We start from the raw sequence: 26,594 nt of genomic DNA, 5'->3' as shown, positions 1-26,594 counted from the left end.
TACAACTAATGTGTGGCTAATGCAGAATATATTTTGGGAAATTTTTCAAAAAGATTATCAGAATAATTTATCATTGGGTCATTGCTGCGAATAATGTCCAATAACACTTGATCTGACGGATCAATATGTTTTAAGAGCAAAGATCGTGTTGAAAAAATCGCTCTACTTTCAGCACAACCATTAAAACACCAGTGCCATGGTTCAAAAATTACACCAAAGATATTATCTCTTTTATAAGACTCATAAAACCCATACTGATACGCATGCTTCTTAAGCCACTTATAAGAGTCTGAACGAGATAAACGCCGGTCCTCTATCTGCTTTGGAAGACGAATATCAATTGCAAATCCAGTATGATGTTCACTATGACCGGGTAAAGCAACTCTGGTAAGAGTTTTAGCAGTACCCAACTCTTTTTTTACACGATAGTATTCAAAAGTTCTGGTTTGGCGCTCATAAGATCGATAGCCATTCTTAATAATAACAGGTACAACGCCATCCTTATGCATAGCATTGCTCATTTCGAAAAAAGCGAAGGCAGTATGTTTATGTAGCCATAACTCATCGTTTAAACATACAAGGTTTTCAGAAGCCACCTCTTGGTAACGCAGATGACCAAAGCGAATTGAAGAATCATTTTTTTCAAACTGCTCTAGCCCTGTGCTGTCAATAACTGTTGATTGGCTCATAATTAAAGGGCCTTTAAACTCGCAGTTTCAAGAATCGATATAACCAAAGTATCAAAATCTGTACCCGCATGCTTAGCTGCTTGAGGGACCAAACTACGCTCAGTCATACCTGGGCAAGTATTAATCTCAATTAACCATGGCATACCTGAATCATCAATAATAACATCTACACGACCCCAGCCTTCACAGCCTATCATTTCATAGGCTTTCTTAGATAGCGCTTTGAGGCGTTCTTCTGTTGCAGGCTCAAGACCGCAGGGTAAGTTATAAACTGTGCCTGAAGACTGATATTTCGCTTCGTAATCATAGAAGTCATTGGAAGGAACCATGCCAATTACCGGCAGCGCCTCGCCAGAAACTACTGCAACTGTATATTCGTTACCTTTAACAAACTCTTCTACCATTACCAGCTTATCGTATTGCAAAGCATCCTGATAAGCTTCAATCAGCTCATTTTGATCTTTTGCTTTTACAATACCGATGCTAGAACCCTCATGAATTGGCTTCACCATCACAGGAAAGGTAAAAGTACCACAAACTCTATCTAGTTCTTCTTTAGAGTGAAGAAGCGTAGCTTTAGGCGTATACAAACCTCCCATAGACCAAACTTGTTTGGTCTTATACTTATCCATACCAATAGCTGATGCCATAACGCCGCTTCCGGTGTAGGGTTTACCAAGCCACTCTAAAACCCCTTGGATACAGCCATCTTCGCCACCGCGGCCATGTAACGCAACAAACGCAACATCAAACTCAGCATCTAGTAGCTGCTGTACTGCATTTTTTTGTAAATCAATGCCAAAAGCATCAACACCAGAACGGAGCAAAGCATTCAGAATAGCAGTACCACTTTTGAGAGACACTTCTCTTTCAGCGGAGATGCCGCCCATTAAAACAGCAATTTTAGTCATGGCTCTTAGACCCTAATTTCTTAACAAGTGAACTTACTAATTTAGTCAAACCTACGCTGTTAGATGACTTCATTAAAACAGTATCTCCATCTTTCATATCACGTCTTAGGAGAGGGAAAATTTGAGTATATTTTGTAAGGGCGGCACCTCTAACTTCTGGATTAAGCCTGGACCAAAGATCCCCCATAGCATTTCCGACTAAATAAACCTTGTCAACCTCAGAACTATTGATTGAGTCTAATAGCTCATCATGATAATGCTTAGATTTCTCACCTAGTTCTAGCATATCACCTAGCACCATTATCTTTCTCCCCTCAGTACAGTCTAAATTAGAAAAAGCCTCTATAGAAGCTTTCATAGACAAGGGATTAGCATTATAGCAGTCGTCTATCAATTTAAACCTTTTACCATTTAATGATAAATCATGGACAACACCACGACCTTTCACAGGCGTTATTTTTGAAAAAGCATCGCGATAAGACTTAAATGAGTAACCCAATGCTGACATTACCGCAATAGCACCAAGTGCATTTATAGCATTATGCTTACCAGCTAGACCAAGTTTAAACCCAACTTCCTCACCGTATATGGAAGCAAGAACTGTACTTTTCTGTGAATTGTAATCCACTAATTTAATATCAGCAAAGCTATCCTCACCAAAAGTAATTAAATTAACACCACTTGCTAACTTACCTCTTACTTTTTCAAAAAAAGGAATATCACAATTTACAACAGCGGTGCCGCCCGATTTAATGCTAGAAAGTAGCCTTGATTTAATCTCAAAAATATTTTCCATGTTGCCATATTTTTCAAAATGCCCCTCGCCTATCGATGTCAAGACTGCAACATCCGACTTAACGATATCCTCTGAAAAATTTAGCGCGTTAGCAGACACCTCAAAAAGTTTAAAATCAAAGCCAGAAAGCAAATAACTTCTTTTCAAAATTCCATAAGACATATTAGACTTTGAGTGACCAATTGAGCCATTTTTTTCAAGCAAAGTCGATATTATTTTTCTTGTAGAAGTTTTACCAACGGTGCCTGTTACAGCAACTAACTTACATTTCTCCTTTTCTGCATTAAAATTCAACAGGTCAACAACTGACTTAGCTACAGAAGGTACAACAATTCTATTATTAGAGGGAAGTTCATTAAAATCGTAATTTTTATCAATTAAAAACACAACTTTATCTAAAGACAAGGATTTAACATCCTCTGGCAAAACCCCCCTTCTTCCATTAAAAAAACTCTTAACCCCCTTAGGAACCACTAAAAAATAAGAACCATCTTCACCATCAAGAACTAGGCTCTTATCAAAACCAATACCTTTAATTCTTTGATCAGTATCCAAATTATGATACGCAATATCGCCCAACGCATCTTTTAATTCAGAAAAATCATTAAAAGTAAACACAATTAAACCTCACTATATCGGTGGTTTTCAACCCAGTTGTCCAAATAGCTGTCTCTAAGCAGCCTGTTTATTACGCTCGACTTCCTGCAACTTGCCAGGGTTGAGTGATACCGAACCGGATATCTCCCAGTTTCGGGTGTTACCTGACCAGCGCTGTGGATGTCGACGCTTAGCGCTTTCATAAACCGCTTTACGGTACTCAAGACGTTCACGGTCGACACTTTGATGCCGATCAGCGGGCGTCACGTACCGAATGCCACTGTGCAGATGTTGTTCGTTGTAAGCCTGATCTAACGCCAGCATCCAGTCACGTACCGCGTTTAGCGATGCAAAGCCCTTTATGGACCACGCCGGGCAATATTTGACAGTGCGGAACAACGCTTCCGAGTAAGGGTTGTCATTGTTCGCTCTCGGTCGGCTGTAAGAAACCAACATCCCCAGCTCTGTTAACCTTGCTTTAAGCGTATAAGACGTATTGGCGCACCGTTATCCGAGTGCAGCACTGGAGGCTGGTGCCAGCAGCCTTCTCGCAATAAAGCGCGTTCTAGCAGGTGTTTCGCTAACTCACCTGATTCCGCCTAGTGGACTTCCCAGACGATGATTTTGCGACTGTAGATATCCATGATCAGGTAGAGATACCAGTGCTGGCCGCGCACAACGGAAGAACACTAACTAATGTCCTAGCTCCAGACCTGGTTCGACCCTGTCGTCGTAAAACTGGTCGTCGCGGACACTGTGTGGCGTGCTTTCGCACGGCCTCGATGGTGATGCTGACGATACTTATTCAATACACGATAAAACGACGACTCGGAGGCCAGATAGACGCCGTTGTCTACCAGTAAAGGCACGATTTGAAACGGCGGCAAGTCTGATACTCGGGGCTATGACAAAGTGATCAAAATGGTCTGCTCTTCCTCATGCGTCAGCTGATGCGGCTGCCTGCCTTGCCCCGCCTGTGGACGCTGATCGCCAACGTTTTAGTGTGCGCTCGCTTACATCGATAATACCAGCGAAGCGCCACCCACAACCGCTTCGTTAAATAGCGCGATGAGCCTTGCACGTTCGTCGAGAGGCGTTAGTCGTCCTCGCCGCTGTCGAAATCTTTGCTGTACAAGACATCGAACTTTTTTTAGAGCACCAACAATGATGTCGTCTCTGCCAATACCTTGTCTTTGCGCCGCACTTCCACTTTAAGCTGCTTGATGGTCTTACGGTCTTCTTTACGCTGCTTGCGCGCCACTTTTTCCTGATCCTCTTGCCCACACTAGCGCCTTCGAGAAAAGCCGCTTTCCACTGCTGAATTTGCTCGGGATAAAGGGCTTTTTCGCGGCAGTAAGCGTCAAGCGCAGCCTCTGACAGGGTGGCGGTTTCGATGACCCCGGCTAGCTTAGCGTCAGGCGACCATTCGTTGTCGCCTTGGGTGTAACCCGACACAGGCACTCCTTTTACTCGACACTGTTTTAACCAACTATACAGTGTCGCATCAGAGATGCCTTCCTCTGTCGCTATCGATGCCACGCTGTGATTATGGGGTGGTAACAACTTCTTCAGGACGGCTGATTTACGCTCTGCAGAATAACGTGGCACAAGGGCTCCATGCCGCAGATTTAAGCAATATCACTAGCCGGACAACTAGGCTGACAGAGGGGGATATACTATATTTCAATGTTTTCCTGTTTCGCCCAGTTGATCAACTTGCCGCTGATATACTCACTCCAGCCCGTTGTTACAGCGAATGACATTGGGCTTCCCTCGCCACTCGATCAGTTGGGTTAAAGGCCGTATCACGCGTTCTGCTGGCAGGGATAAATCTGCATCAATCATCAGGCCTTCCCGATTGTAATCATCAATCACGTTGAACAGTCGGTACGTTCTGCCACCGGACAGTTGGTCATGCATAAAATCCATGGACCAGCAATCACCCTGTGACTGTGGAACCGCGAGCGGTTCCGGCTTTTCTCGAACGAGGCGCATCTTAGGCTTGAACCGTAGGCTCAGTTCCAGCTCCCGATAAATCCGGTGATGAGCTTATGGTTCTAGGCAAAGCCTGTCACATTGCGCAGGTACAGATAACACATTCCAAAACCCCAGTTGCGATGGTGGTGCGCATCAGTCAATCATCGATGACCGTATTCTCATGGCTCAGCTTGGCCTGGTAGCGATAGCAGGCCTCGCTAATGCCAAAAAACCACACAGGCGAGTCGAATACTGCACCGGCCTGCCTCAACGACATGCTTCGACATCTCTCGGCGTTGAGATGGCTTTACCTCTTTCCCTCAAGGGCCTCATGGCGTAACTCGGATTTGAGTCGTTCCTCGGCGTACATCTTCTTGAGGCGACGGTTTTCGTCTTCCAGTTCCTTGAGGCGCTTCATCATGGAGGTGACCATGCCGCCGTATTTGGCGCGCCATTTGTAGAAGCACTGCTCATGCCGTGCCGGCACACCGGACTCGGCCTGCTTGAGAATCGCCATGAACTGGCTGTCGGTGAAGAGTGGTTTGCGCATGTGAAACTTCCTGTTCATTCAGGTTACAAAATTTCACTACTCTCCACGATTATTTTTCGCGGGGATTGCCGACTTTAGAGAAAATCTCTCCAAAGCTAAAAAAGCCGTTTAAAAAAACCGACAAATCAGGATTGGCATCCAGGCTATCAGGAACAAAAGAGCCATTTTCAAAGATAATAAAAGATATAGAAAAAAGATCAGCCATAGGTATTTTTTTCTGAATAAAGCTAACCATGTCGATCATTTGAAACTTATTTATCTTGGAAAGAATCTCCACCTCAGTATCAGTACTGAAAGAATCAATGGAAAACCCTGATGACAATCCATGAATTGAGAGAATACTGACTCTTCCTAAAACACCTGAGAAGTCATCGACATAGAGTCCTTTTGCAACAGCTTTTTTAACACTTACCTCGCGTTTAATTATATCTCTAAGCCTTAAAACTCCACCCTTGGCGCTAGGTATAATTCTAACATCAGAATTAAATGGATATATAGAGTAAGATCTCAACCTACCCGCATAAGATTTAATTTCACCAATATCTTTTAATGCGAAAGCCTGACCTGTGATAACTGGAAGCTCATTATGAAGCAAAAAATCTCTGAAAAAAAGCTGGTTAGATAGTGCTTTTTTTAACAGACTCGGAGTTGTCCGCTTAGAAGCAAAAGAGAGCGTATGTGATTTTTTTGAACCGTCTACTCCACTATCAGTTTTATTCGAAAGCCCAAAAGAGTCCTCCTTTACTTTTTTATTTTCTTTAAAATCCAGCCCTGATGCCGCATAAGCATACATTTCATTAGTCAAATTCACTTTTTCATAACTAGCACATGCTAAGCTTTCTAAGGCAGCGTCAACTATATTAGGGATTACCCACTTTGGATTACCAAAAGCAGGGCACTGATGACTTCCAAGCCCTGGTTGAGCGTTTATTTCAATAACGATATATTCATCGCTAGTCGTGTCATCAAAGTGGCTACGTGCCATTAAGTCAACGCCAATAACGTCCATGCCTGGAAAAATTGACCCGGCATTTTCTGCTGCTTTTTTTAAATTCGGGTGAACATACTCGGTGATCTCTATCGTTTCGCCACCTGCAGAAATACTTGACATATAATCAATATAAATTTTCGTACCCTTTGAGGGTATGTCATTAATATTAACCCCCTGCTCTTCTAAAATACTTTCTCTATGTGAGTTAATTTTTATCAGCTTTGACTTTAAGCTCGGATTTTCATTTCTAATCGCATTTTTTTCTAGTAACAATTCAGAAATATTTTTAACACCGTCACCAACTACAAATGGCGGCACACGCTTAGTTACTGACAAGCACTTTCCACTTACAACTAAATACCTAGCCTCTTCTCCAAAAAACTCTTCTTCTATAAGGATTTTTCTTGCCCCAATAGACACAACATTTTCCCAAGCACTGTCAAACTGCTTTTCTGTTTTAATACCAACAGATACGCCTTTACCACGTGCACCACTAAGAGGTTTTAGCACAGCAGAGGGCAATGACAGCGCAAAGCTTCGAGCTGCATCAACTTCATGATTAGCGAACACTGAACCTTTTGCAGTATTAACACCGACACTCGTAAGTAGATTCTTTGTAGCTTGCTTATTGTTTATGGCTCTTGAGGCCACGCCATTAAAACAAGAACTAAATGCCTGATTATAGTAAAGAGGAGCTCCATTTATATATGAGCATGCTATTCTTCCTAACTTTTTTGCTGGTATAGATCTAGACTTAAGCTCTTCAATGATAAAGTTAGTTGCTACATGATTACTCCAACCTGGATATTTATTTCCAACTTTCAATACTTCCTTTAGAATATCATCAGACACCTTCAATCTCCAACCAGCCGCCTACTGAATTTTTTAATGAAAGATTTTTAGATAAAGCATCATTTTTTTTATAAAAGTACGTAAAACGTTCTGACGCTGACTTTGGTGTTGTAATAAAGGAGGTCTCCCTATTATTAGTATTTAGAGGTAAAACAAAAACAGTTGGAAGTCCAGAGCTCTTAAACATTGAGAAATCAAGCTTAACAATCACTCCTAACGAAGCCGCTCCTGTTTTGTAAAACTGTCCTTGAGTATTGAACACCATATTACCGATAGAGTGAAATATAAGCGATCCTTTATAGCTCTCTATATTTCCAATGGTATGCGTACCATGTCCAATAATTAAATCGACTCCATTATCAACTCTGTCTCTACAATACTGTGCAATAGCGTCAGTCACATTTCCGTAATCACAGCCCTGCCAATGCGGATAATAAATTATAAAACCGTTGGGGTCTTTTTCCTTTATATTTTTAACAGCCTCATCAATCCTTGAAGCTGTTGATCTAGCCAAACCAGCCTTATTGCCTTTTGCAAAAAAACCATATTCAGAGTACCTTTTAGAAGCCCGTAATGCTCCTAAAACATATACATTCCTACTTTTGTCTGAACCCTCATTAACTGTAATTACTGCAGGTTTTAATGACTGTCTGCGGCTAGTACCAGCACCTATAACCTCCATACCGGCTGATCGGAGATGGACAATGGTTTCTAAAAGCTTTTCGACTCCAAAATCCATAGCATGATTATTTGCTAATGATACCGTTTTAGCGCCAACATAATTAAGGCATTTTATTGTATTTTCAGGATCATCAATCCCACAATATAGCTTGCCTGGGGCTGCAATACCTTCAGTTTCGGAAATAACTGTCTCTAAATTGACCACGAGATGGTCAACCCCTTCTAACGATGGTTTTACCTCACTGAAAAATGAAATCGGGTCATTTTTAACTCGTTCTAAGACAGGTCTCCACTTAGGATTTTGAAAATAACGATAGCCGAGACTTGTATCCCCACCAAAAGCAATTGTTTTAATACCCATTTATTTTTTGCCTTCCATAAGTTCTGAAAATTCAGTAAATTTTTTGCCTTGAATCAAATCTAACAAAATTCTGCTGCGTGCTTTGACATGCTCTTCGCCAAGCCAACGATCATAATCTTCTGAGAATCGATCCCACTGTCCCGGCCTAGGAGTGAACTCTCCAAGTACCATATCACCCTCACTTTTAAGCATATCAATACGCATAAATGGAACAGGGATTTTTAAACTTGCCGCCTCTACGCTTTCTATTTTACTAAGTGAAACGCCCTCCCCGATCCAATCTTCATCAATGTACTGTCCAGTGTCCGCTAAGCGCTTACCATCTCTAGACCAAAAGCAGTGTCTAACCTTTTCGCCTCTTACTATTTCTAAAATAAATACCACTTTTCCGTAGAAAGTGAAAAACTTTAAATCCCGTCCTGGCGTTTTTCTTTCCTTATCTTCTAATATCAACTCTTCTAACATCCACTTATCACGTATACCCTGAAAGTTATCCTCATGTTTTAAAACATATTTTTTAGTATATTCTGAAAACTCTTCCCAGGAAAAAAATTTCTTATTATCCCTTAGCAATACAATATCATTTTCCGAGTAGAAAAAAGCAACGCCTCTAGAGCCTGTTGATTTAACCGGCTTTAAAACCATTGGTTTTGTGGGCTTCTCAATCTCCTCAAATGTATAAGTTTGATTATTACAGTCTGGCCGTCTTAGCCCTATTGAGTCAGCAAAATTATAAGCCTTTGTTTTTTCATCAAGCTGCCACCCCAGTACTGGCGAACCAATACGTCTCTCTTCAGACTCCTGCATCATTATTGTGTGAAATGATAACGCTCTTTTTACTGAAAGTTTTCTCCTTTCAATATGCCTTAGCATAATATGGCTAATCTGGCGGGGGTGCGCCAAAGAGACCAATGTGTTTAATTGATTTGCACTGTAGCCTCTTTGTTTATCAAGATTTTCTCTTGTTATCCGGTACTTGTAGAACTGTTGGCTTTTTTCTTCAATTATATCTGAAATAACTTTAGGCAAATCCAAGCGCAAACCTGCAGCACGAGGGCTTTCATAAAGCTCATCGACGTATTTTAACAATAATGATTTTTTAATCTCCCCATTATTACTAATAGCTCGCATCTTACGAATTTTAAAGCCGTCAGTTACTTTAAGACTCGATTCGTGCCTCTCAATGGAATCAACTTTAAAACCACTAGCTTCTTTCATAACCGCAATGTAAAAACTTTCTATATTATTTTCATTGCCTTTAGCAAGAACCTCAACGCGACCATCGTCTAGATTTCTAGCCCATCCAGATATATTTAATTTATCGGCTTCACTTTTTAAATATTTCCTAAAGCCAACTCCCTGAATCTTGCCACTGACAAATATTTTTCTGATGATTATGTTATACATAGCACTTCCTAAATAAAAAATTATGAAACTGTTACACTTGTGGGCACTTCATTTATGCCCAAGCCATTTGCATAAATCCACGTCAGGCTAGCAAGCGCCCAAGTAGGCCCACTTAGCTCGAAATGGACTCGACCAGTCACTTCATCTAAGTCATCAAGTTTTAATGCAAGTGCTAATACATTAGTAACGTCGGTTAGCTCCTGCTTTAACCGCTGCCCGTTACTCACCCCTGAAAGCTCAACATGTATCGTAGCTTCCTTTGATAAGTCAGGCATTTTACACTCTGCTACCTGCTCTAAAATTGCTTGTGTGGCATCAAAATGATCGCTGATGAGTTTGTAGCATTTAAGGTGTTCAGAAAGTGCGATGACCACATAATTGTCATTGTTTGCAGGTTCGGTAGGGTTATCGACGATTAAGTCGACCCGCAAAAAATCCATTCCCTGCAATACTTTTGCTACCTTTCGGCCAACTGCTTCGTAGCTTTCATGGATATCAGCGCTTTGCTGCCACTGCTTGGCGCCTGCAGGTTTGGTAAGTACCGCGACGACTTTACCAAATGCCACAATAAGACGTAGTTGCTCGCCTTCCTGTTGTTTTTCAACCATATAACGTACGCTTAACGGCAGAAACTTACGGCCGTGCTCGTCTATGTGGTCTTCTGAAAGCCGTGTCATGGCATAAGGCGATGCAGATAAATCACTGGCTTTTTGCTTTTTAAGCTCTCTAGACTGCCTAAAAAGAAACTCCAGTTCAGCATCGTTTTTAATATCTTTTATGTACTCTTCAAATAGCGTGTTACGGATAACGGGCTTGAGTACAACAGGGTAGCCAATTTTCCGCGCGTAACGAATGTGATCGCGTATTGAGCGACCCGAAAAAGATGCGGCTTTTACAACTTTAACCCCGGCACGCTCTAGCCTGGCTCGCCATGCACGAATATCCTGGCAGAAGTTAACTTCAGGTAGCAGATTGCGGCCACTTACACCGCATACATAGCCACTTGGCTTAGCGTTTTCCGCACCTGCTTCAGGATTGGGTATTTGCTGGTAGTAATAGGCCAACTGGCGGGGTAACAGTAATGATTGGGCGCTGGTGGGCATACGCAACGCATGCACTAACAACCCTTCCCGCGTAATGCTAGGCAGCTTGCCAAGTAGATCTATGAAGTTTTCGAGACTTGCATCCATCACGGGTTAGCCTTCAGGGAATGAGAGTGAATTCATCGAAGTGAGCTGATTCGAGATGCGTTGTGCGAACCGAGGTTGGCAGCGCTTCGGATGGCCCACGAATACACGCAGTGGTAAGCGCGGTGATACCTACTAGCGATCCTTGCAACACCGTTTCTACCTCCCTTGGCCCTACATTTTTCACGTGTCCCTTTAGCCCACTACGCTGCGCGTGACGAGCCAGCCACTTACGGTAGCCAACACCGGTTACTTTGCCGCGAATATTTACTTTTACTGCGATGTTATCTTCAGGCAATGGCGTCAATGGTAAATTATGCTTGACCAGCGCTTCTTCAATAGCATCTCTTGGAACGTTTACCGGCTCACCAAACATGGTGTAACACGCGGTTCCAATCGCAGCATGGGCATTAAGTTCGCAAATACCTATATCGGTTTCGCCTACGGGTTTACGGTGGTCTTCGATCAAAAAGTCGATACCACAGTAATCAAGCCCTGGCACAGCTTTAACAGCATCCTCGGCCACTTTAATAATACTTGGATGCATTTCATGTAGGATATTGACGCTGTCCCCGCCTTGGGAGAGATTACATGAACCAGACAGGATAATCTGCTTGCCAGCCGTTGGTACGCTATGAAGTGTTAGCCCCTGTTTATCCAACTGATAACGGGTAGCTTCGCTAAATACAATAGGTCGTGATTTCAGGTGCGGAATGTTTTGGCGGTAGCGGTTTTTGATCAGTATCAATTCGGCAATATTATGTTTTCCATCGCCTGTTACATTCGCGGGTGCCCTTAGCGTTGCAGCACGCACCGTACCGCCAATTACCATAATCCGGTAGTCTTCACCGAATATGTGTTTTTCTACGATAAAGTCGTCATGGCCTAGCTTACTGCTTTCAAGCACATGGAAAGCACTTTTTAATTCTGTATCGCTGGTAATGTTCGGCACAACGCCAATACCTCGAACCCCTGTCGCAGGTTTTACAACAACGGGGTAGCCGATCAGATTGGCAAATTTCGTCGCATTGTCATAATCACCGGCGGGGAACATTCTCCCACGAGGAACAGGAAAGCCGAGTGGCGCTAAAAATTCACGCGTCGCTTCTTTGTGGGTACATAGCGAAATAGCATCAATACTCACCAACGGCGAACGACTTAATTTGAAATAGAATCGCTGGCCGTTGTTATCCGCCGTAAAAACACCTTTACCAGTGCGCAGGACGTTGTAGCCCTGACGTACACACTCACGCTCCATTAAGTGGCTTTTTGCATCCATCGTTCCTAACGGAAGCATAAGCACGGTGTCGTTAGAACTGTTGGGAGATAGCGGTTCTGAAGGGGTCTGAGGCTTACCCTTGATAGTGGGCTGATAGGTATACGTCGGCGGCGCGGCCTCGGGCAGGTACAGAACATTCTGTGCCCGTGAGAACAGTGCTTCTACTAACGCAGCATCTGAAGCAGCCTTTTCGACTGCCTCTTCCTGTGCCAGCGCTTTGAATACCTTGCCAAGTAGCTTGTAGGTACTGGTAACAGCAGACTGTATCTTGCTCCACTGACGTTTATCGAGCGGACCTGCGTTATCAATCAAGCTCTCGGTGGCTTCTACCCACTTTCTAGCGGCAACTGGCATGTTGCCGCTCTGCAGAGATTCAGATGTCAGTTGGCTGCCCATTAGGCGTGACGCCACTGTTTCCAGGTAATCCCAGTAACGGGCAGCCATTGGCTTACCGCGTCGCTGTCCCAGCCCCCCCTCTATAGCAGTTACACGCTCTTCACCCGCACAGTCAACAGCCACTTTAAGGTAAAAATTTACCTGCTGTGCACCACTTGCCTTTACGTTGTGCGCAACAGGCTCATTATATGGCTTGTCATAGGCGATTAGCTCGATGCGTGTAACATAAAAAGGGTCTTGCGACATTTACAACACCATTAATGAGTCGAGTTGAGGGTGGTTTCAAGCGCTTTGTCAGAGTAACTGTAGCGCTCTTGCTCTGCCAGTTCGCGGTCAATAAATCGATCATCATAGACGCTTTCTAACAGTGCCTTACGCATCTCACGCTTATTGGTACGGCCGTCCACGTTAAACGCGTGCAATGCCTGCAAGCGCTTGCGCGCTCCCGAACGGCACAGGTTGGTTGCAAAACCTGGCCCTTCTGGGATTTGTAGCTTGTTATTCTCAAGCGTAACACACGGATACACTAACCGCGTTTTTCCCTCTTTCTTGAATGAAGTTGAGAAATAACGATTAAAGCGCATTGCACTTGCCAACGATACCATAGCGATAGTGTTATGGTTGGTAGTGCCATTAATACCCGCTAGGAAAATGCCTTTGCTGAAGCCGTGTTGCTCTGCTTCTTTTTCAGCTTCCAGCACTTCGTGGTAGCCGCCTGCTTTTTGAGGAGTAATTTTAAGCTCAACATGGGGTAAGTAAGCAGCGAGACGGTTAATGGACTCGCGACCCCATACTGGCTTAGATAGCATAATGCTTACTGGCGTGCCTTCCATTTTGGCGAATGCTTGCTGATAAAAAGCATCAGCGTCTTCGTGGAAAGGATCTTCTACAATAACGTTTATATTTTGCTTAGCTGCCAAGCCAGTAAGGGCAACTTCATCGCAGAAATCGCTCCACTCATCTGTTGACCAACGCTGACCAGCATTAAGGATAATACCGTTAAGATCGTGAGTATGGCCAGATAGTGCGAATAGCAGTGAGTTCACTAGAGCACTGGCATCCTTTCCAGTGATACGCTTACCACGACGAAGCCAGCCACTCACTTGCTTTCCTTTAGCAATAGAGCGCAACAACCGCTCAGGGTTCTTGAGAGGCTCATTGTATACATTGCGCTCAACAGTGACTGGCTCATCTGAGCAGGTTAACTGTGCAACGCTAACGCCCTGCTTTTTAGCAATCAAATCCAGCAGTGCGCATTCAGTTGCAAAACAAACAGAAGGGCTTGGGCGCTGCTGACTTGCGCCATTGCCACTAATACCAAAAATATCACTGATGACGTTTTGGACAACGTCATTCACTTGCTCGGTAGGCGTTTGGGATGTCAGGTCTAGCTGCTTACCGATAAGGCGTCTTGCCATTTTTCGAGCATAGCGCAAGGCGCTGTTCAGCGATTCACCGCTGGCACTTGTTGGTCGCGCTTCACCTAAGCCTATTAAGGAAGCCCCATCATGCTCTCCTGTTATTCTTATGAAAATCGAGTAATCGCTTGGCTCGCGTGCCGGTGTATCTTGTGCGCTTGCCTCGCGTTCAGAACGGCTTAGTGGTTTATTTTTCAAAAGAACCACTTCTGTATTACAAATTTTCATACGTCCACCTCTGGTACAGTTTTAGTTACAAGTTAATAAAGCAAGCAACAAATGCTAATCAAACTTAACACTGTTGAATGATATCATACTTAGCATATAGCTCAGTAACTTTCTCATTGCTAAACAGGGGGTCATGCATTTGAAAAAGTCTCACCTGACTATAGCTGTTTCCCTCTAACACAACAAAATCATCATCTTGAAGTATTAAGTCGAAGCCACAGTACTTTAGGTACGTTAGTTTATTGAATATTGTTATTAATTTATTCTTATATGCATTCCAGTTAGGAATATAAGCACCCATGATTTTCTCACCAGTATCAGGGTGTGTTGTCCATCGCTGCCCGGTAAACCGCCCAGCTGCTGCTACAGCATGGCCTAACTCTCCTGTTTCTTTATTAATATCTATGCTTAACCCGCCTAGCGAAAAGTTATCGATGGGATAAGACTCGCTATTACCTACTCTTAACACTGCCCGTACTAAACAAGGCTCGCCAGTTGTTGCGTTACGAACAACTAAAGCACGCACTGTATTAACCGTAAGTGGATAAAGCCGTTTGGAAAACTCGCCTTGTTGTACATATTCATTAATGATAAACGGCACCCGTTGCCGACTAAACACTTCTCCTAATGCTTCGGCTTTTACACTAAAGCGTGGGTTTGTTGCATCGTTGGTTTCTACTACGGCATGGCGCTTATCTATACGAATAAAGTAAACACTGCCGCCGCCCCCACCGCCCAAGGGTTTGGCGACTAACATTAGCGGGCCTGCTTGGCCTGCCTCGACCTGCTGCCATAGGTCAGTATGAGGGATTACTCTGCCCTGTCGGCATACCGCAACGGTACGTGGTACGTTGCAATATTGGCCGAACACCTGATCAAATAGTATTTTATTATTGAAAACAACACTATAAGGGCCATTGACTAGCCGGGTAAGCCAACGCTGAACATCGCTTAAGTAACGGTCGATGTTGTCGCGGTTGAGCCCATAAAGCCTTGCCTTTTCAGGTAGAAAGCCACGCTCGTAGAAGAATTGAGCGTCTTCTTCACTAAGGCTTGCCAAATCAGGGTCGGCATGAAAATCCAGCGTAAAGCGCTTTAACAGTGTAAGCTGGTCGGTTTCTTTAAGACTTTCCATTAAACGCTTGTGATGATCCTTCGGCAGCACTGTATCGCTCAGTTCTACCGCTTGCGCTTCCCGAGTGTCTGGGGTGGTTTTAGATGAGTGCCTGGGGGCCCAAAAGGTGGTGTCTCGCTTCATATTCCAAACTCACGCATAAAGTCGATAGCTGTTTGGCTTTGCATTAACGGGCCGTGTACCTGGAAATCTTCCACCGTAGGAGCAGCTGCAAGTCGAATCAGCATTGGGTTCGGCGTTGAAATATCGATATCCACTTGAACAAAAGAGTAAAGCGACTCTTTTTGAATAGGAAAAATAATGTCTTTACTGGCTTGTTGCCAAGCAGCTTTGTAGCGGTATTTTTCCCAAGGTACCGGTTTTCTAGGCCCGACGATCGTCCCACTGGTGTTAAAACGTACAACGCTTCGGGTGCGGCCGCTATTGGGCGATAGCTGCATGCTAAGCGCCATACCCACGGTGGCAGCCGTCGCTTTTTTGGTAGCCACGACTGCGAGAGGCACCAGCCCAGCGCCTGCGGGGTCCATGATTAATATAACTTTAAGAACCGGCCCTGTGGGCTGTGCTTGCTTCGTCATTACGGGATTGGCAACCATCGGTATGCGCTGGCTGTAGAGCTGCCACTGGAGTTCTGTGTTTTCCAACAACGGTTGCATTGACCCGTTTGTTTGGGCTAGCAAACTAACCTGAAGGTCGCTGATATAGGCATCTACCCGCGTATCTGGCAGCTTGTAAAAGCGCTTTCGGTTGGGTAGAAAACCACGATTATGTAGGTATTCTGCTTCCTGCTGGGAAAGGCTTCCCTGCTGCCCCCGAAAAGTGTGGCTAAATTCGCGCCAGGTTTGCACGCCCTCAAAGTGCTCTAGTCTTTTGACGCGGCCAACATGGCTTAGGTCTACGCTTCTGCGTGTTTTGTAAATCACGCGATGCTGGTTTGCGCTTCCTTGCTTGTGCATCATGCTTTGCACACCGCCCAGAAAGGGCGTTGGCCTGCGGTCTTCTTCACGGCCAAAACGCAAATAGTGCAGTAACGGGTTCATGGAAGCGTTACGCACATCATCGTACTCTTCCAGATACCACTGGGTATGAAACCCCGGCCCAGGGTTGTGACCTTGCTGTATCCCGCTAGCCAGGTAATAACCTAGTGGGTCTTTTACGGCGCTGGGCTCATTGAGCAACTCGGGGTAATTAGCAAGATACCATTCTGAATGGAAGTAGCCACTTTGCTCTACCTCTGCTCGTATTATAGCCTCTTGATAACCCAACCGCCTTTTTAGGCGCCACTCAAGCGTTTTGAATAGCGTTGACATATAGTGCGTTGGCACGACGTGTTGCGCTTGCATAACTAGCCACTCACCTTGCTCAAGTGATTAGCAATGCTGGCATGTTCAAGTAGTGGTTGATGCATTTGGTGTGCTGCCATAACGTCGGTGTTGGTACCAAAGAAAGATACGCCTGTTTCGGTAATCACAAAGCTTAGACTGCAAACGTGCAAATATGATGACTGATCAAAGAAACGCAGCAGGGCTTTTCTTATCGCTTCCCAGTTAGGCAGGTGTTCGCCGGCAAGGGTTATGGCAGTGTCAGGATGTTGCACATAGGTGTCTATCGTGCCCTGCTGGTTAAGCCCGCGGCATGCTGTTATTAAGCCCGTTTGAGGATTGATACTGGCACTGAGCGCGCCTTCTTCTACCCGCGCGGGTGTGCTGGAGAGGGTTGCTGCACGGCCTATTGTTAAGCTGGCAGCGGCTATTTCAGGTAACCCTTCATCGGGCTCACGTACCAGTAAGACATGCAGCAAATGGTAGCCTTCAGGGCTTACTTTTGTTAGCCAACTATGCTGGACTGGCGCTGTGGAAATGATCAACGCTTCGCTGTGTTCTTGCGCTTCTTCAACCAACTGGTTAATAAATGCTTTTTGAAACACTTGCGAGTCACTGCTCTCAGCCAGCTTTATTTTGCGGTACTGCGCATGGCTATCCGGTGCGAGCGAATGCACGTGCACCTCGCCAGGCGCTGTATTTCCGGTTGTCCACCACGGTGACTCTAACCACTGGGCACCATTCTTGGAAATGATGCAGATGTTTTTTTCAACGTCGAAGTAATTGGCCAACACATGGCCACATAGCACACGGTCGGAGAGGACGGTTTGGTATTTTTGGTTAATCGATTGCAGCCTAAGTGACTGGTAATCACTCAGGTAGGCATTAAGGTCGTTTTCCGTTAAATCGTACAGGCCTGCTCGGCTTCTGTAGAACCCGCTGTGAAATAGCTGGCGGCTTTGCTCTTCTTTTATGGTTGGCGCATTATCTTCCCAGAACCTGAACGTAAAGTCTTTCCAGGCTTGTAGGGAGGCGATGTCGTTGGCGTGCGCAATACTGTCTGTATGTGTTGAGAACATAGTGTTTAATAGCCACCTGTAAAGAATCTATTCGTCGTCGTTGGCTTCTTGAAGCGACTTCAGCTCAGCTTTTTGTTTCCGCCATGTGCGAAGTTTGGCATTCATGTCGCTTTTTAGTTCTACTAACTCTTTTGGTGACACACTGTTGCTATCTTTTGCCTCTTTATAAATAATCTTGGCTTCTCTAAACACTTTTCTTGATGCAGTGACCTCTTGACGCGTTTTTTTGAGCCGCTCAGACTCAACCAGACCATATGCCTTGTGATAAGCATCAATCGCATCGTCGATGCTATCAAACCAGGTGGCTTCGCCTTTGTTAATAAATATACCTGCCTGGCAAAGCTCTCTGAGTATGCCTTCGCTATGCGAGACCATGATAAGACTGGCCTTGCCCGTTTTTTCCCGAAAGGCGGCTTTTGCTTTGGCTTTAAAGTTTTTATCGCCCACGGCGGTTGCTTCATCAGAGATGTAGACATCAAAATCAAATGCGAGCGATAAGCCAAACGAGACACGCGAGCGCATCCCTGAGGAAAAGGTTCTAACAGGTTCGTCGAACGCGGTGCCTATGTCCGCGAAGTTTTCTACATGCTTAATGACTCGCTTTACATCTTCGCTGGAACTACCGTGAACCCGAGCAACGAATTTTACATTTTGTCGTGCTGTCATATTTTGCTGCATACCACCTGACAGCCCTACGGGCCAAGAAACCTTGCTATGACGAATCACTTCGCCTCGTTCAGGTTTATCCATACCCGCAATTAAGCGTAGTAACGTTGACTTGCCCGCACCATTGGCACCTATCAGGCCCACGCTCACCTTGGGGGGAATGGTAAGGTTGATATTTTTCAATACCCAATCGCTACCGTGGTGGTTGTGGTAGCGCTTATAGAGGTTGCGTATCTCAATCATGTGCTACCTGAAATATGGTGCATCAATAAATAATAGGCCCTGCTGATCCTTGCTTGAAAGCTGCGGCGGTTGATTAGTGAGCAGCGGCCATTGAATATCGAGCGCAGGGTCGTCCCAACGTAGCGATACTTCATCCCCCGGAGCGTAGTAGTCCGTACATTTATACTGGAATTCTGCTTTTTCACTAGTCACGTAAAAACCATGAGCAAACCCCGGCGGTACCCACAGCATTTGCTTGTTCTCTTCGCTTAGCATAGCACCTACCCACTGGCCGAATGTGGGCGAGCTTTTGCGCATATCGACGGCCACATCGAACACTTCACCACGAGTGACCCGCACGAGTTTTCCCTGGGGCTGGTGCAACTGGTAATGCAAGCCGCGCAAAATGCCCTGAGCCGATTGGCTATGGTTATCTTGCACAAACTGATAGTTGCCGCAATGGGCTTCAAATTCATTTTGGCGAAAGGTTTCCATAAAGAAACCGCGTTCATCACCGAAAACGTTAGGGGTAAGAAGAACGACATCCGGTATGGCGAGTTTTTCGTAGTGCATAGTTAAACCGTGAGGAGTGAGGGGTAAAATGTGAGGTGTGAAGGGCAAAACGCCTCACTCCTCATGTCTTACTCCTCACTTTTAAAAGACGTTGCAGGTATTGGCCGTATTGGGTTTTAGCCAGCGGTTTGGCGAGTTCTACCAAGCGCTCATCGCTAATCCAGCCATTTTGCCAGGCGATCTCTTCCAGGCAGGCGATTTTGAGGCCTTGGCGATGCTCAATGGTTTGTACGTACTGGCTGGCTTCTAACAGGCTATCGTGGGTGCCTGTGTCCAGCCAGGCAAAACCACGCCCCAAGCGTTCGACGTTTAGGTCACCCCGCTTAAGATACGCGTTATTGATGCTGGTAATTTCAAGTTCGCCGCGCTCAGAGGGTTCAACCGCTTTAGCGATGTCTACTACGTCATTATCGTAAAAATAAAGGCCGGTAACGGCATAGGCAGACTTGGGCTTTTTAGGCTTTTCTTCTATCGAGATTGCCTTGCCCGCCTCGTCAAACTCTACAACGCCAAAGCGTTCAGGGTCTTTTACCAGGTAGCCAAACACTGTGGCGCCGTTAGGCTGCGTACTGGCTCGTTTAAGCTGGTCTGAAAAGTGCTGGCCGTGAAAGATGTTATCGCCCAACACAAGACAAACCGGGCTTTTTCCGATGAATGCTTCGCCAATGATAAAGGCTTGCGCCAGGCCATCGGGCGATGGCTGCTCGGCGTATTCAAATTGCAGGCCGAAGTCTTCGCCGCTGCCAAGAAGGTTTTTATATTGGGGCAGGTCTTCTGGTGTAGAAATAATTAAAATTTCACGTATGCCTGCCAGCATCAGCACCGAGATAGAATAATAAATCATCGGTTTGTCGTAAACAGGCAACAACTGTTTTGAAACACCGCGTGTAATGGGGTGCAGACGCGTACCGGAGCCACCCGCCAGAATAATGCCTTTTCTTTGTGATGGGTGAGGTGTGAGGGGTGAGGTATTCATTCCTGAAATCCTGATTTTATGAGGTGTAATGCTTGGGGTGTGACATCTTACTCCTCACAATACTCCTGCAGTGTTAGGGCAAGCTGGCTTTGCCAGGTAGGCATGATGATGCCTAGTGCATTTTCCAGTTTGTTGAGCGCTAAACGCGAATTAAGCGGGCGCTGAGCGGGCGTAGGGTAATCGCTTGTGGGTATTCCACTTACACGCCCTGACTGAATGGTCAGCTTTTCATTTAACTTGCCCGCTTGCTTGAAAATTTCACAGGCAAAGCCATGCCAGCTGGTTTCACCCCGTGGCGCAAGGTGGTAAACGCCGGATATTACGTGAGGGGTGACGTGTGAAGCGTGAGGAGTAAAAGCCAGTGCTGTTACCTGGGCGATTAGGCGTGCGGGGGTGGGCGCGCCTATTTGGTCATCCACAATGTTGAGCGCATCGCGATCGCGCCCAAGCCGCAACATGGTTTTCATGAAGTTATGGCCGCGCGCGGCGTATACCCAGCTGGTGCGGAAGATGAGGTAGTTGGCGCCGCTTTCAGCGATGGCGTTGTCCCCTTCCAGCTTAGTTTGGCCGTAAACGCTTAATGGGCCAGTGGGGCTATCTTCTTGCCAAGGCTCGGTGCCATTGCCGGGGTATACGTAATCGCTTGAGTAGTGCGCCAGGGGAATATCGTGCTGGGCGGCATAGTGTGCCAGTTGGGCGGGTAATTCAGTGTTTAAGCGCTTTGCCTGCTCTGGCTCACTTTCAGCTTTATCAACGGCGGTATAGGCGGCGGCGTTTAGGATTAATGCGGGCTTGTGCTCGGCAAGAAAAGCATCAACGGCTTGGGCATTGGTTAAATCGAGTTCCTGGCGTGTGGGTGCCAGGATGTTGCCGAAAAGGGCAAATTGACGCTGGAGTTCAAAGCCGACCTGGCCATTGCTGCCGGTGATGAAAATGTTCATGGAAAATCCTTTTTCGCTTTTGGAGCCTTGATTGTTGCCGTGGTGGCCTTCGGCACCGCTGCGCGGTGCTCCTGCGGGTGCGCTGCGCTTACCACGCACTACAAGAATCCCCTAACAGATGGCTGCACACATTGTAGCGCGTGGTAACGCGCCGTGAGGAACGAACGGCAAGGCACCCGCGAATGGCGGCGTCAAGCCGCCCCGGATGCGCCACCGCATTTCAACCCCGGCACCGCTGCGCGGTGCTCCTGCGGGTGCGCTGCGCTTACCACGCACTACAAGAATCCCCTAACAGATGGCTGCACACATTGTAGCGCGTGGTAACGCGCCGTGAGGAACGAACGGCAAGGCACCCGCGAATGGCGGCGTCAAGCCGCCCCGGATGCGCCACCGCATTTCCAACCCCGGCACCGCTGCGCGGTGCTCCCGCGGGTGCGCTGCGCTTACCACGCGCTACAAAATATCGCTACCATGCCTTTATCAACGCATTACAAAACATACTTTTATCATGCCTTACCCAAGCGCTCACCTTGGTAACTGCCATCTTGAACGCGCTTCCACCAGGTTTCGTTGGCGAGGTACCATTCAACGGTTTTGCGCAGGCCAGTTTCAAAGGTTTCTTGCGGTACCCAACCTAACTCACGTTCGATTTTGCTGGCGTCAATGGCGTAGCGCACATCGTGGCCTGGCCGGTCAGTGACGAAGGTAATTAACTCCCGATAGGAAGCATCTTTTGGCACCAGCTCTTGCAGCAAGTCGCAAAGCGTTTCGACTACAGTAAGATTAGCTTTTTCATTGTGGCCGCCGATATTGTAGGTTTCACCTACCTGCCCTTCCATTGCTACCTTGATGAGCGCACGAGCGTGGTCTTCAACAAAAAGCCAGTCGCGGATTTGCTGCCCATCCCCGTATACCGGCAGCGGTTTATCTGCCAAGGCGTTGAGAATCATCAACGGAATCAGTTTTTCCGGAAAGTGATAGGGGCCGTAGTTATTAGAACAGTTGGTTATCAGCGTGGGCAGGCCGTACGTGCGTTGCCAGGCACGTACTAGATGGTCTGAGCTGGCCTTGCTGGCGGAGTAAGGTGAACTGGGCGCGTAAGAAGTTTGTTCGGTAAACAGGTCTCTCGTCCCGTCCAGGTCGCCATACACTTCATCGGTACTGATGTGATGAAAGCGAAAGGCATTGCGACGCTCGCCTTCCAAACTATTCCAGTAACTGCGTGCCGCTTCCAAGAGTACGGCAGTGCCCACGACGTTGGTTTGAATAAATTCGGCGGGGCCGTCGATGGAACGGTCTACATGGCTTTCAGCGGCAAGATGCATCACTATATCAGGCTGGTGCGCTTCAAAGAGTTGCTGCATCGCCGCAGCATCGCAAATATCCGCTTGCACAAATGTATAGCGGGCATTGCCTTCAATGCCGTTGAGCGATTCCAGATTACCTGCATACGTCAGCTTATCAATATTTATCACCTGGTGCGGTGTGTGTTGAATGAGTTCACGCACTACTGCTGAACCAATAAACCCCGCACCGCCGGTAATAAAAAAAACTTTATTCATTTGAATATTTATCCAAAAGCAAAATTGATACTTTTACATGTTCAAGGCTGACAAATGAGTCTTTAAAACCACAACCCGCTTACTTCTAATACTTAGTTAGTCGCTACCAAACAGGTCACGCGTATAAACCTTCGCTATAACATCATCCAAGTCGCTAACAACACGATTACTCAGGATAAGATCCGACTCCTCTTTAAATACTGCCAAATCATTAACAACGCGTGAATTGAAAAAAAATTCTTCTTGTAGTGTGGGTTCAAACACAATGACTTCAATTCCTTTGGCTTTCAATCTCTTCATAACACCTTGCATAGCGCTGGCCCGAAAATTATCAGAGCCTGCCTTCATGATAAGTCGGTACACACCGACCACGTGAGGGTTGCGCTTCAGTATGGACTCAGCAATAAAGTCCTTGCGTGTACGGTTAGCATCCACAATTGCTTGAATCATATTGCTGGGCACATCTTGATAGTTAGCAAGCAGTTGTTTCGTGTCTTTAGGTAGACAGTAGCCGCCGTAGCCAAAACTAGGATTGTTGTAGTGACTGCCTATACGTGGGTCTAACCCTACCCCCTCAATAATCTGCCGCGTATCCAGCCCGTTAGTTTCAGCGTAGGTATCAAGCTCGTTGAAGTAGGCTACACGCATGGCCAAGTAGGTGTTGGCAAACAATTTGATGGCTTCAGCTTCTGTACTGTTAGTCAGTATTACCGGCACTTCTTCTTCAATGGCGCCCTGTTTGAGCAGGTTAGCAAAGTGCTCGGCTCGCTCTGAGCGCTCACCTACAATAATGCGTGAAGGGTGAAGGTTATCGTAAAGGGCTTTACCCTCGCGGAGAAACTCCGGCGAGAAAATCAAATTTTTGGTATTAAAACGTTGACTGGCTTTAACTGTAAAACCTACCGGCACAGTAGATTTAATAATCATTAGCGCACTGGGGTTAACCTTGATAACTTGGCATATCACCGCCTCAACACTTTGAGTATTAAAGGTATGGGTGGTGGGGTCATAGTCGGTTGGCGTAGCAATAATCACAATGTCCGCTGCCGCATAGGCACGTTCGGAGTCGCTCGTTGCGCTAACGTCAAGATCATCGCGTTTAAGAAAGCTGCTAATCTCCGCATCAACAATCGGTGATTGGCGAGCATTAATTTTGTCTACTTTCTCTTTAACAATATCTACCGCTATAACGCTGTTATGCTGGGCCAGCAGCATAGCATTTGAAAGGCCAACGTAACCAGTACCTGCTACCGCTATCTTTTTCATGGTGTCTCAGTATTAACATTGAGATTACTAATTTTTTGATCGTTTAACCTATCTGTGCATTTCAGGAGAAATTTACGATCCTCAAATGCTTGTCTTTACGCCGATAGAGCGCTTCCAGTTCTTTTTTTAACTCAACACGAGCCGCTTGGTCACCATGTACCAAGCGGATGGTGTGGGGCCAGCGGCGCATGCGTTTTACGAAATTGAGCAGGTCTTTTTGGTCGGCATGGGCCGAGTAACCACTGATGGAGGTGACGCCTGCTTTAATGTCGATTCGCTCGCCGTCAATTTCTACCCAGCCGCCTTGGCCGTATTGCTGTATAGCGCGGCCTGGGGTGCCAGCGCCCTGGTAGCCTACGAACAGTACTTGGTGGCGGGCATCACCCAGCATGGCTTTTAGGTAATTCATAATACGCCCGCCTGCACACATGCCGCTGGCGGCGATTACCACGGCGGGCCTGCCGGTTTTGGCTAAATATTCAACCGTTTGCTCGTGTTCGGTGTGGCTTTCTACGGTGTAGAGGCTGGCAAAGTTGAGCGGGTGTCGGCCCCCTTTTAGCCGCTTTTGGGCTTCATCGTCCCAGTAGGGTTTGAGCTCGCGGTATACCTTGGTAAAGCGGGCGGCCAGCGGTGAATCGACGATAATTTCGAGCGTGCTCCACTGGCTGTTTTTGGCTTCATGAATAATGCCTTCCAGCTCGTAGAGCAGCTCTTGGGTGCGGCCTATGCTGAAGGCGGGCACCATCACCGTGCCGCCGTTGGCTAGCGCTTGTTCTATCGCTTTTCTTAAAACAGCACGGCGCTGGCGGCGGTCCGGGTGGGTGCGGTTGCCGTAGGTGCTTTCCAGCACTAGCTGGTCGCAGCCGTGGGGCGATGTAGGCGCGGGTAACAGCGGCGCGTGGGGAGCGCCCAAGTCGCCAGAGAAGACGATACGCTCTTTTTCGCCATTGGCCGCCTGGTGTGCTACTTCAACGTAGCAGGAGCCTAATATGTGCCCTGCCCGTTTGAGCTTGATACGGGTGGTGCCATTTTCATCTTCAACGATGCGGTGCCATGTTTTGTAAGGCACGCTAACAATTTGCTTTTCCAGCTGTTCCTGAAAGCGTTGGATCAGTTGTGTGTTGCGGGTAAAGCCAATTTTTAGCGCGTCTTCAATGACCAAGGGCAGTAGCTTGGCAGAAGGCTCGGAACAGATGATGGGGCCTTTGAAGCCAGCTGCCAGCAAGTAGGGTAAACGGCCTACGTGGTCAATATGTACGTGAGTGATAACAAGCGCCTGTACGGTGCTGATATCAAATTCGATTTGGAGCTGTTCAAAGCTGTCTTCTTCCGCGTCTTCGCCTTGAAAGAGGCCGCAATCGATGAGTAGTGAATGCTCGTTATTCAGTATCAATTGGTGGCAGCTACCGGTTACGCCTGTTGCGCCACCGTGGTGAATAATATCGAGCATGAGGCTCCTTTTTTGGTGTTGCTAGGGGCTTCACCGAAGCCAAGTAGCGGTGCCGGGATTGAACATTGGGGGCACATCCGGGCGTCGTTCCGCCGCCATTCGCGGGTGCCGTTTGCTCGTGCCTCGCAAAGCGTTACCGCGCGCTACACAACCAGCAGGGTAGATATTTCGTAGCGCGTGGTAAGCGCAGCGCACCCGCAGGAGCAGCGCGAATCGGTGCCGGAGTTAGGCATGGGGGCACATCCGGGCGTCGTTCCGCCGCCATTCGCGGGAGCCTTTTGCTCGTGCCTCGCAAGCGTTACCGCGCGCTACACAACCAGCAGGGTAGATATTTCGTAGTGCGTGGTAAGCGCAGCGCACCCGCAGAAGCAGCGCAGAGCGGTGCCGGGGTTAGGCATTGGTGCCACATCCGGGGCGGCGTTTCGCCGCCTTTCGCGGGTGCCTTTCGCTCGTGCCTCGCAAAGCGTTACCGCGCGCTACACAACCAGCAGGGTAGATATTTCGTAGCGCGTGGTAAGCGCAGCGCACCCGCAGGAGCATCGCAAAGCGGTGCCGGGGTTAGGCCTTGGGGCACATCCGGGGCATCGTTCCGCCGCCTTTCGCGGGTGCCTTTTGCTCGTTTCTCGCAAAGCGTTACCGCGCGCTACTCGAAGGTGTGCCTAGCATCTACTAGCGACCCTAGCTTGAATAATTTTTTGATAATAACCGCTTAGTTGTTTCTTTTTCTGCCTTAACGCATCGATTTCGGATCTCGTCAGCGGTTCTAAAGCCGACGAGATAACTTGCTTCGTTGGCGGTGAGGGCTGAGGTTTGTATTCCGAAGATATTTTTGATTTCATCACCAAAGCGCTCCTCCAATAATTGGATATGCTTTTTTACTGCGCGAAAACTTGTTGATCGACCAGCATTTACCAGCAGTATAGACCCAATTGCGTTTCCGCCGTTCATTGAAGAGTACTGCTCAAGGACGTGCATTTTTATGCCGCGAGAGCAGCGCACCCGCGGGAGCAGCGCGAAGCGGTGCCGGGGTTGGGCCTTGGGGCACATCCGGGGCGGCGTTCCGCCGCCTTTCGCGGGTGCCT

The 26,594-nt window shown here is 46.8% G+C and carries 20 protein-coding genes and 2 pseudogenes; all 22 read right to left on the bottom strand.

Annotated features, from left to right (window positions below):
- Positions 1-5 precede the first annotated feature (5 nt).
- Complete coding sequence (locus ACT3TC_RS00375; RefSeq protein ID WP_444638693.1) at positions 6-689, bottom strand: M15 family metallopeptidase; 684 nt, start codon at positions 687-689, stop codon at positions 6-8.
- Between the two features lie 2 nt (positions 690-691).
- Positions 692-1,600: a D-alanine--D-alanine ligase gene (locus ACT3TC_RS00370; RefSeq protein WP_444638691.1), complete on the bottom strand. Its 909-nt coding sequence runs from the start codon at positions 1,598-1,600 to the stop codon at positions 692-694.
- The gene (locus ACT3TC_RS00365; protein ID WP_444638690.1) at positions 1,593-3,014 is read right to left on the bottom strand and encodes a UDP-N-acetylmuramoyl-tripeptide--D-alanyl-D-alanine ligase; all 1,422 of its coding nucleotides are present in this window, start codon (positions 3,012-3,014) and stop codon (positions 1,593-1,595) included. The genes ACT3TC_RS00370 and ACT3TC_RS00365 overlap by 8 nt, the downstream gene beginning before the upstream one ends.
- Positions 3,015-3,068: 54 nt before the next feature.
- Positions 3,069-4,601 (bottom strand): annotated as a pseudogene (locus ACT3TC_RS00360) (IS3 family transposase).
- A gap of 71 nt (positions 4,602-4,672) precedes the next feature.
- Positions 4,673-5,520 (bottom strand): annotated as a pseudogene (locus tag ACT3TC_RS00355) (DDE-type integrase/transposase/recombinase); the annotation flags it as partial.
- 49 nt (positions 5,521-5,569) lie between these two features.
- Entirely contained in the window at positions 5,570-7,363 is a 1,794-nt protein-coding gene (locus ACT3TC_RS00350) for a hypothetical protein (protein WP_444638688.1), read from the bottom strand.
- Positions 7,356-8,405 (bottom strand): CapA family protein, encoded by a 1,050-nt coding sequence (locus ACT3TC_RS00345; RefSeq protein WP_444638686.1) that lies wholly within the window; start codon positions 8,403-8,405, stop codon positions 7,356-7,358. Before ACT3TC_RS00345 ends, ACT3TC_RS00350 begins: the two co-directional genes overlap by 8 nt.
- Positions 8,406-9,812 (bottom strand): ATP-grasp fold amidoligase family protein, encoded by a 1,407-nt coding sequence (locus ACT3TC_RS00340; RefSeq protein WP_444638685.1) that lies wholly within the window; start codon positions 9,810-9,812, stop codon positions 8,406-8,408.
- Between the two features lie 20 nt (positions 9,813-9,832).
- Complete coding sequence (locus ACT3TC_RS00335; RefSeq protein WP_444638683.1) at positions 9,833-10,915, bottom strand: hypothetical protein; 1,083 nt, start codon at positions 10,913-10,915, stop codon at positions 9,833-9,835.
- 100 nt (positions 10,916-11,015) lie between these two features.
- Positions 11,016-12,920, bottom strand: a complete 1,905-nt coding sequence (locus ACT3TC_RS00330; RefSeq protein ID WP_444638682.1) for an acylphosphatase — start codon at positions 12,918-12,920, stop codon at positions 11,016-11,018.
- Between the two features lie 11 nt (positions 12,921-12,931).
- Positions 12,932-14,092: an enolase C-terminal domain-like protein gene (locus ACT3TC_RS00325; RefSeq protein ID WP_444638681.1), complete on the bottom strand. Its 1,161-nt coding sequence runs from the start codon at positions 14,090-14,092 to the stop codon at positions 12,932-12,934.
- A gap of 292 nt (positions 14,093-14,384) precedes the next feature.
- Complete coding sequence (locus ACT3TC_RS00320) at positions 14,385-15,578, bottom strand: sugar-transfer associated ATP-grasp domain-containing protein (protein WP_444638680.1); 1,194 nt, start codon at positions 15,576-15,578, stop codon at positions 14,385-14,387.
- Positions 15,575-16,798 (bottom strand): hypothetical protein, encoded by a 1,224-nt coding sequence (locus ACT3TC_RS00315; protein WP_444638679.1) that lies wholly within the window; start codon positions 16,796-16,798, stop codon positions 15,575-15,577. The genes ACT3TC_RS00320 and ACT3TC_RS00315 overlap by 4 nt, the downstream gene beginning before the upstream one ends.
- Positions 16,799-16,800: 2 nt before the next feature.
- Complete coding sequence (locus ACT3TC_RS00310) at positions 16,801-17,856, bottom strand: sugar-transfer associated ATP-grasp domain-containing protein (protein ID WP_444638678.1); 1,056 nt, start codon at positions 17,854-17,856, stop codon at positions 16,801-16,803.
- Positions 17,857-17,883: 27 nt separating this feature from the next.
- The gene (locus ACT3TC_RS00305; protein ID WP_444638677.1) at positions 17,884-18,765 is read right to left on the bottom strand and encodes an ABC transporter ATP-binding protein; all 882 of its coding nucleotides are present in this window, start codon (positions 18,763-18,765) and stop codon (positions 17,884-17,886) included.
- A 3-nt stretch (positions 18,766-18,768) separates the two neighbouring features.
- Positions 18,769-19,317, bottom strand: a complete 549-nt coding sequence (rfbC, locus tag ACT3TC_RS00300; protein WP_444638948.1) for a dTDP-4-dehydrorhamnose 3,5-epimerase — start codon at positions 19,315-19,317, stop codon at positions 18,769-18,771.
- 61 nt (positions 19,318-19,378) lie between these two features.
- The gene (gene rfbA / locus ACT3TC_RS00295) at positions 19,379-20,293 is read right to left on the bottom strand and encodes a glucose-1-phosphate thymidylyltransferase RfbA (RefSeq protein WP_444638676.1); all 915 of its coding nucleotides are present in this window, start codon (positions 20,291-20,293) and stop codon (positions 19,379-19,381) included.
- A 47-nt stretch (positions 20,294-20,340) separates the two neighbouring features.
- Positions 20,341-21,234, bottom strand: a complete 894-nt coding sequence (gene rfbD / locus ACT3TC_RS00290) for a dTDP-4-dehydrorhamnose reductase (RefSeq protein ID WP_444638675.1) — start codon at positions 21,232-21,234, stop codon at positions 20,341-20,343.
- A 506-nt stretch (positions 21,235-21,740) separates the two neighbouring features.
- Positions 21,741-22,796, bottom strand: coding sequence for a dTDP-glucose 4,6-dehydratase (gene rfbB, locus ACT3TC_RS00285; protein ID WP_444638673.1), 1,056 nt, complete (start codon positions 22,794-22,796; stop codon positions 21,741-21,743).
- Between the two features lie 96 nt (positions 22,797-22,892).
- The gene (locus ACT3TC_RS00280) at positions 22,893-24,062 is read right to left on the bottom strand and encodes a nucleotide sugar dehydrogenase (protein ID WP_444638671.1); all 1,170 of its coding nucleotides are present in this window, start codon (positions 24,060-24,062) and stop codon (positions 22,893-22,895) included.
- 61 nt (positions 24,063-24,123) lie between these two features.
- Complete coding sequence (locus ACT3TC_RS00275; protein WP_444638670.1) at positions 24,124-25,512, bottom strand: MBL fold metallo-hydrolase; 1,389 nt, start codon at positions 25,510-25,512, stop codon at positions 24,124-24,126.
- 678 nt (positions 25,513-26,190) lie between these two features.
- Complete coding sequence (locus tag ACT3TC_RS00270) at positions 26,191-26,460, bottom strand: hypothetical protein (RefSeq protein ID WP_444638668.1); 270 nt, start codon at positions 26,458-26,460, stop codon at positions 26,191-26,193.
- Between the last annotated feature and the right edge of the window lie 134 nt (positions 26,461-26,594).

The organism is Halomonas sp. AOP27-A1-41 (genome assembly GCF_052378605.1).
GTDB lineage: Bacteria > Pseudomonadota > Gammaproteobacteria > Pseudomonadales > Halomonadaceae > Vreelandella > Vreelandella citrativorans.
This window is presented reverse-complemented; position numbering and strand designations above follow the sequence as displayed.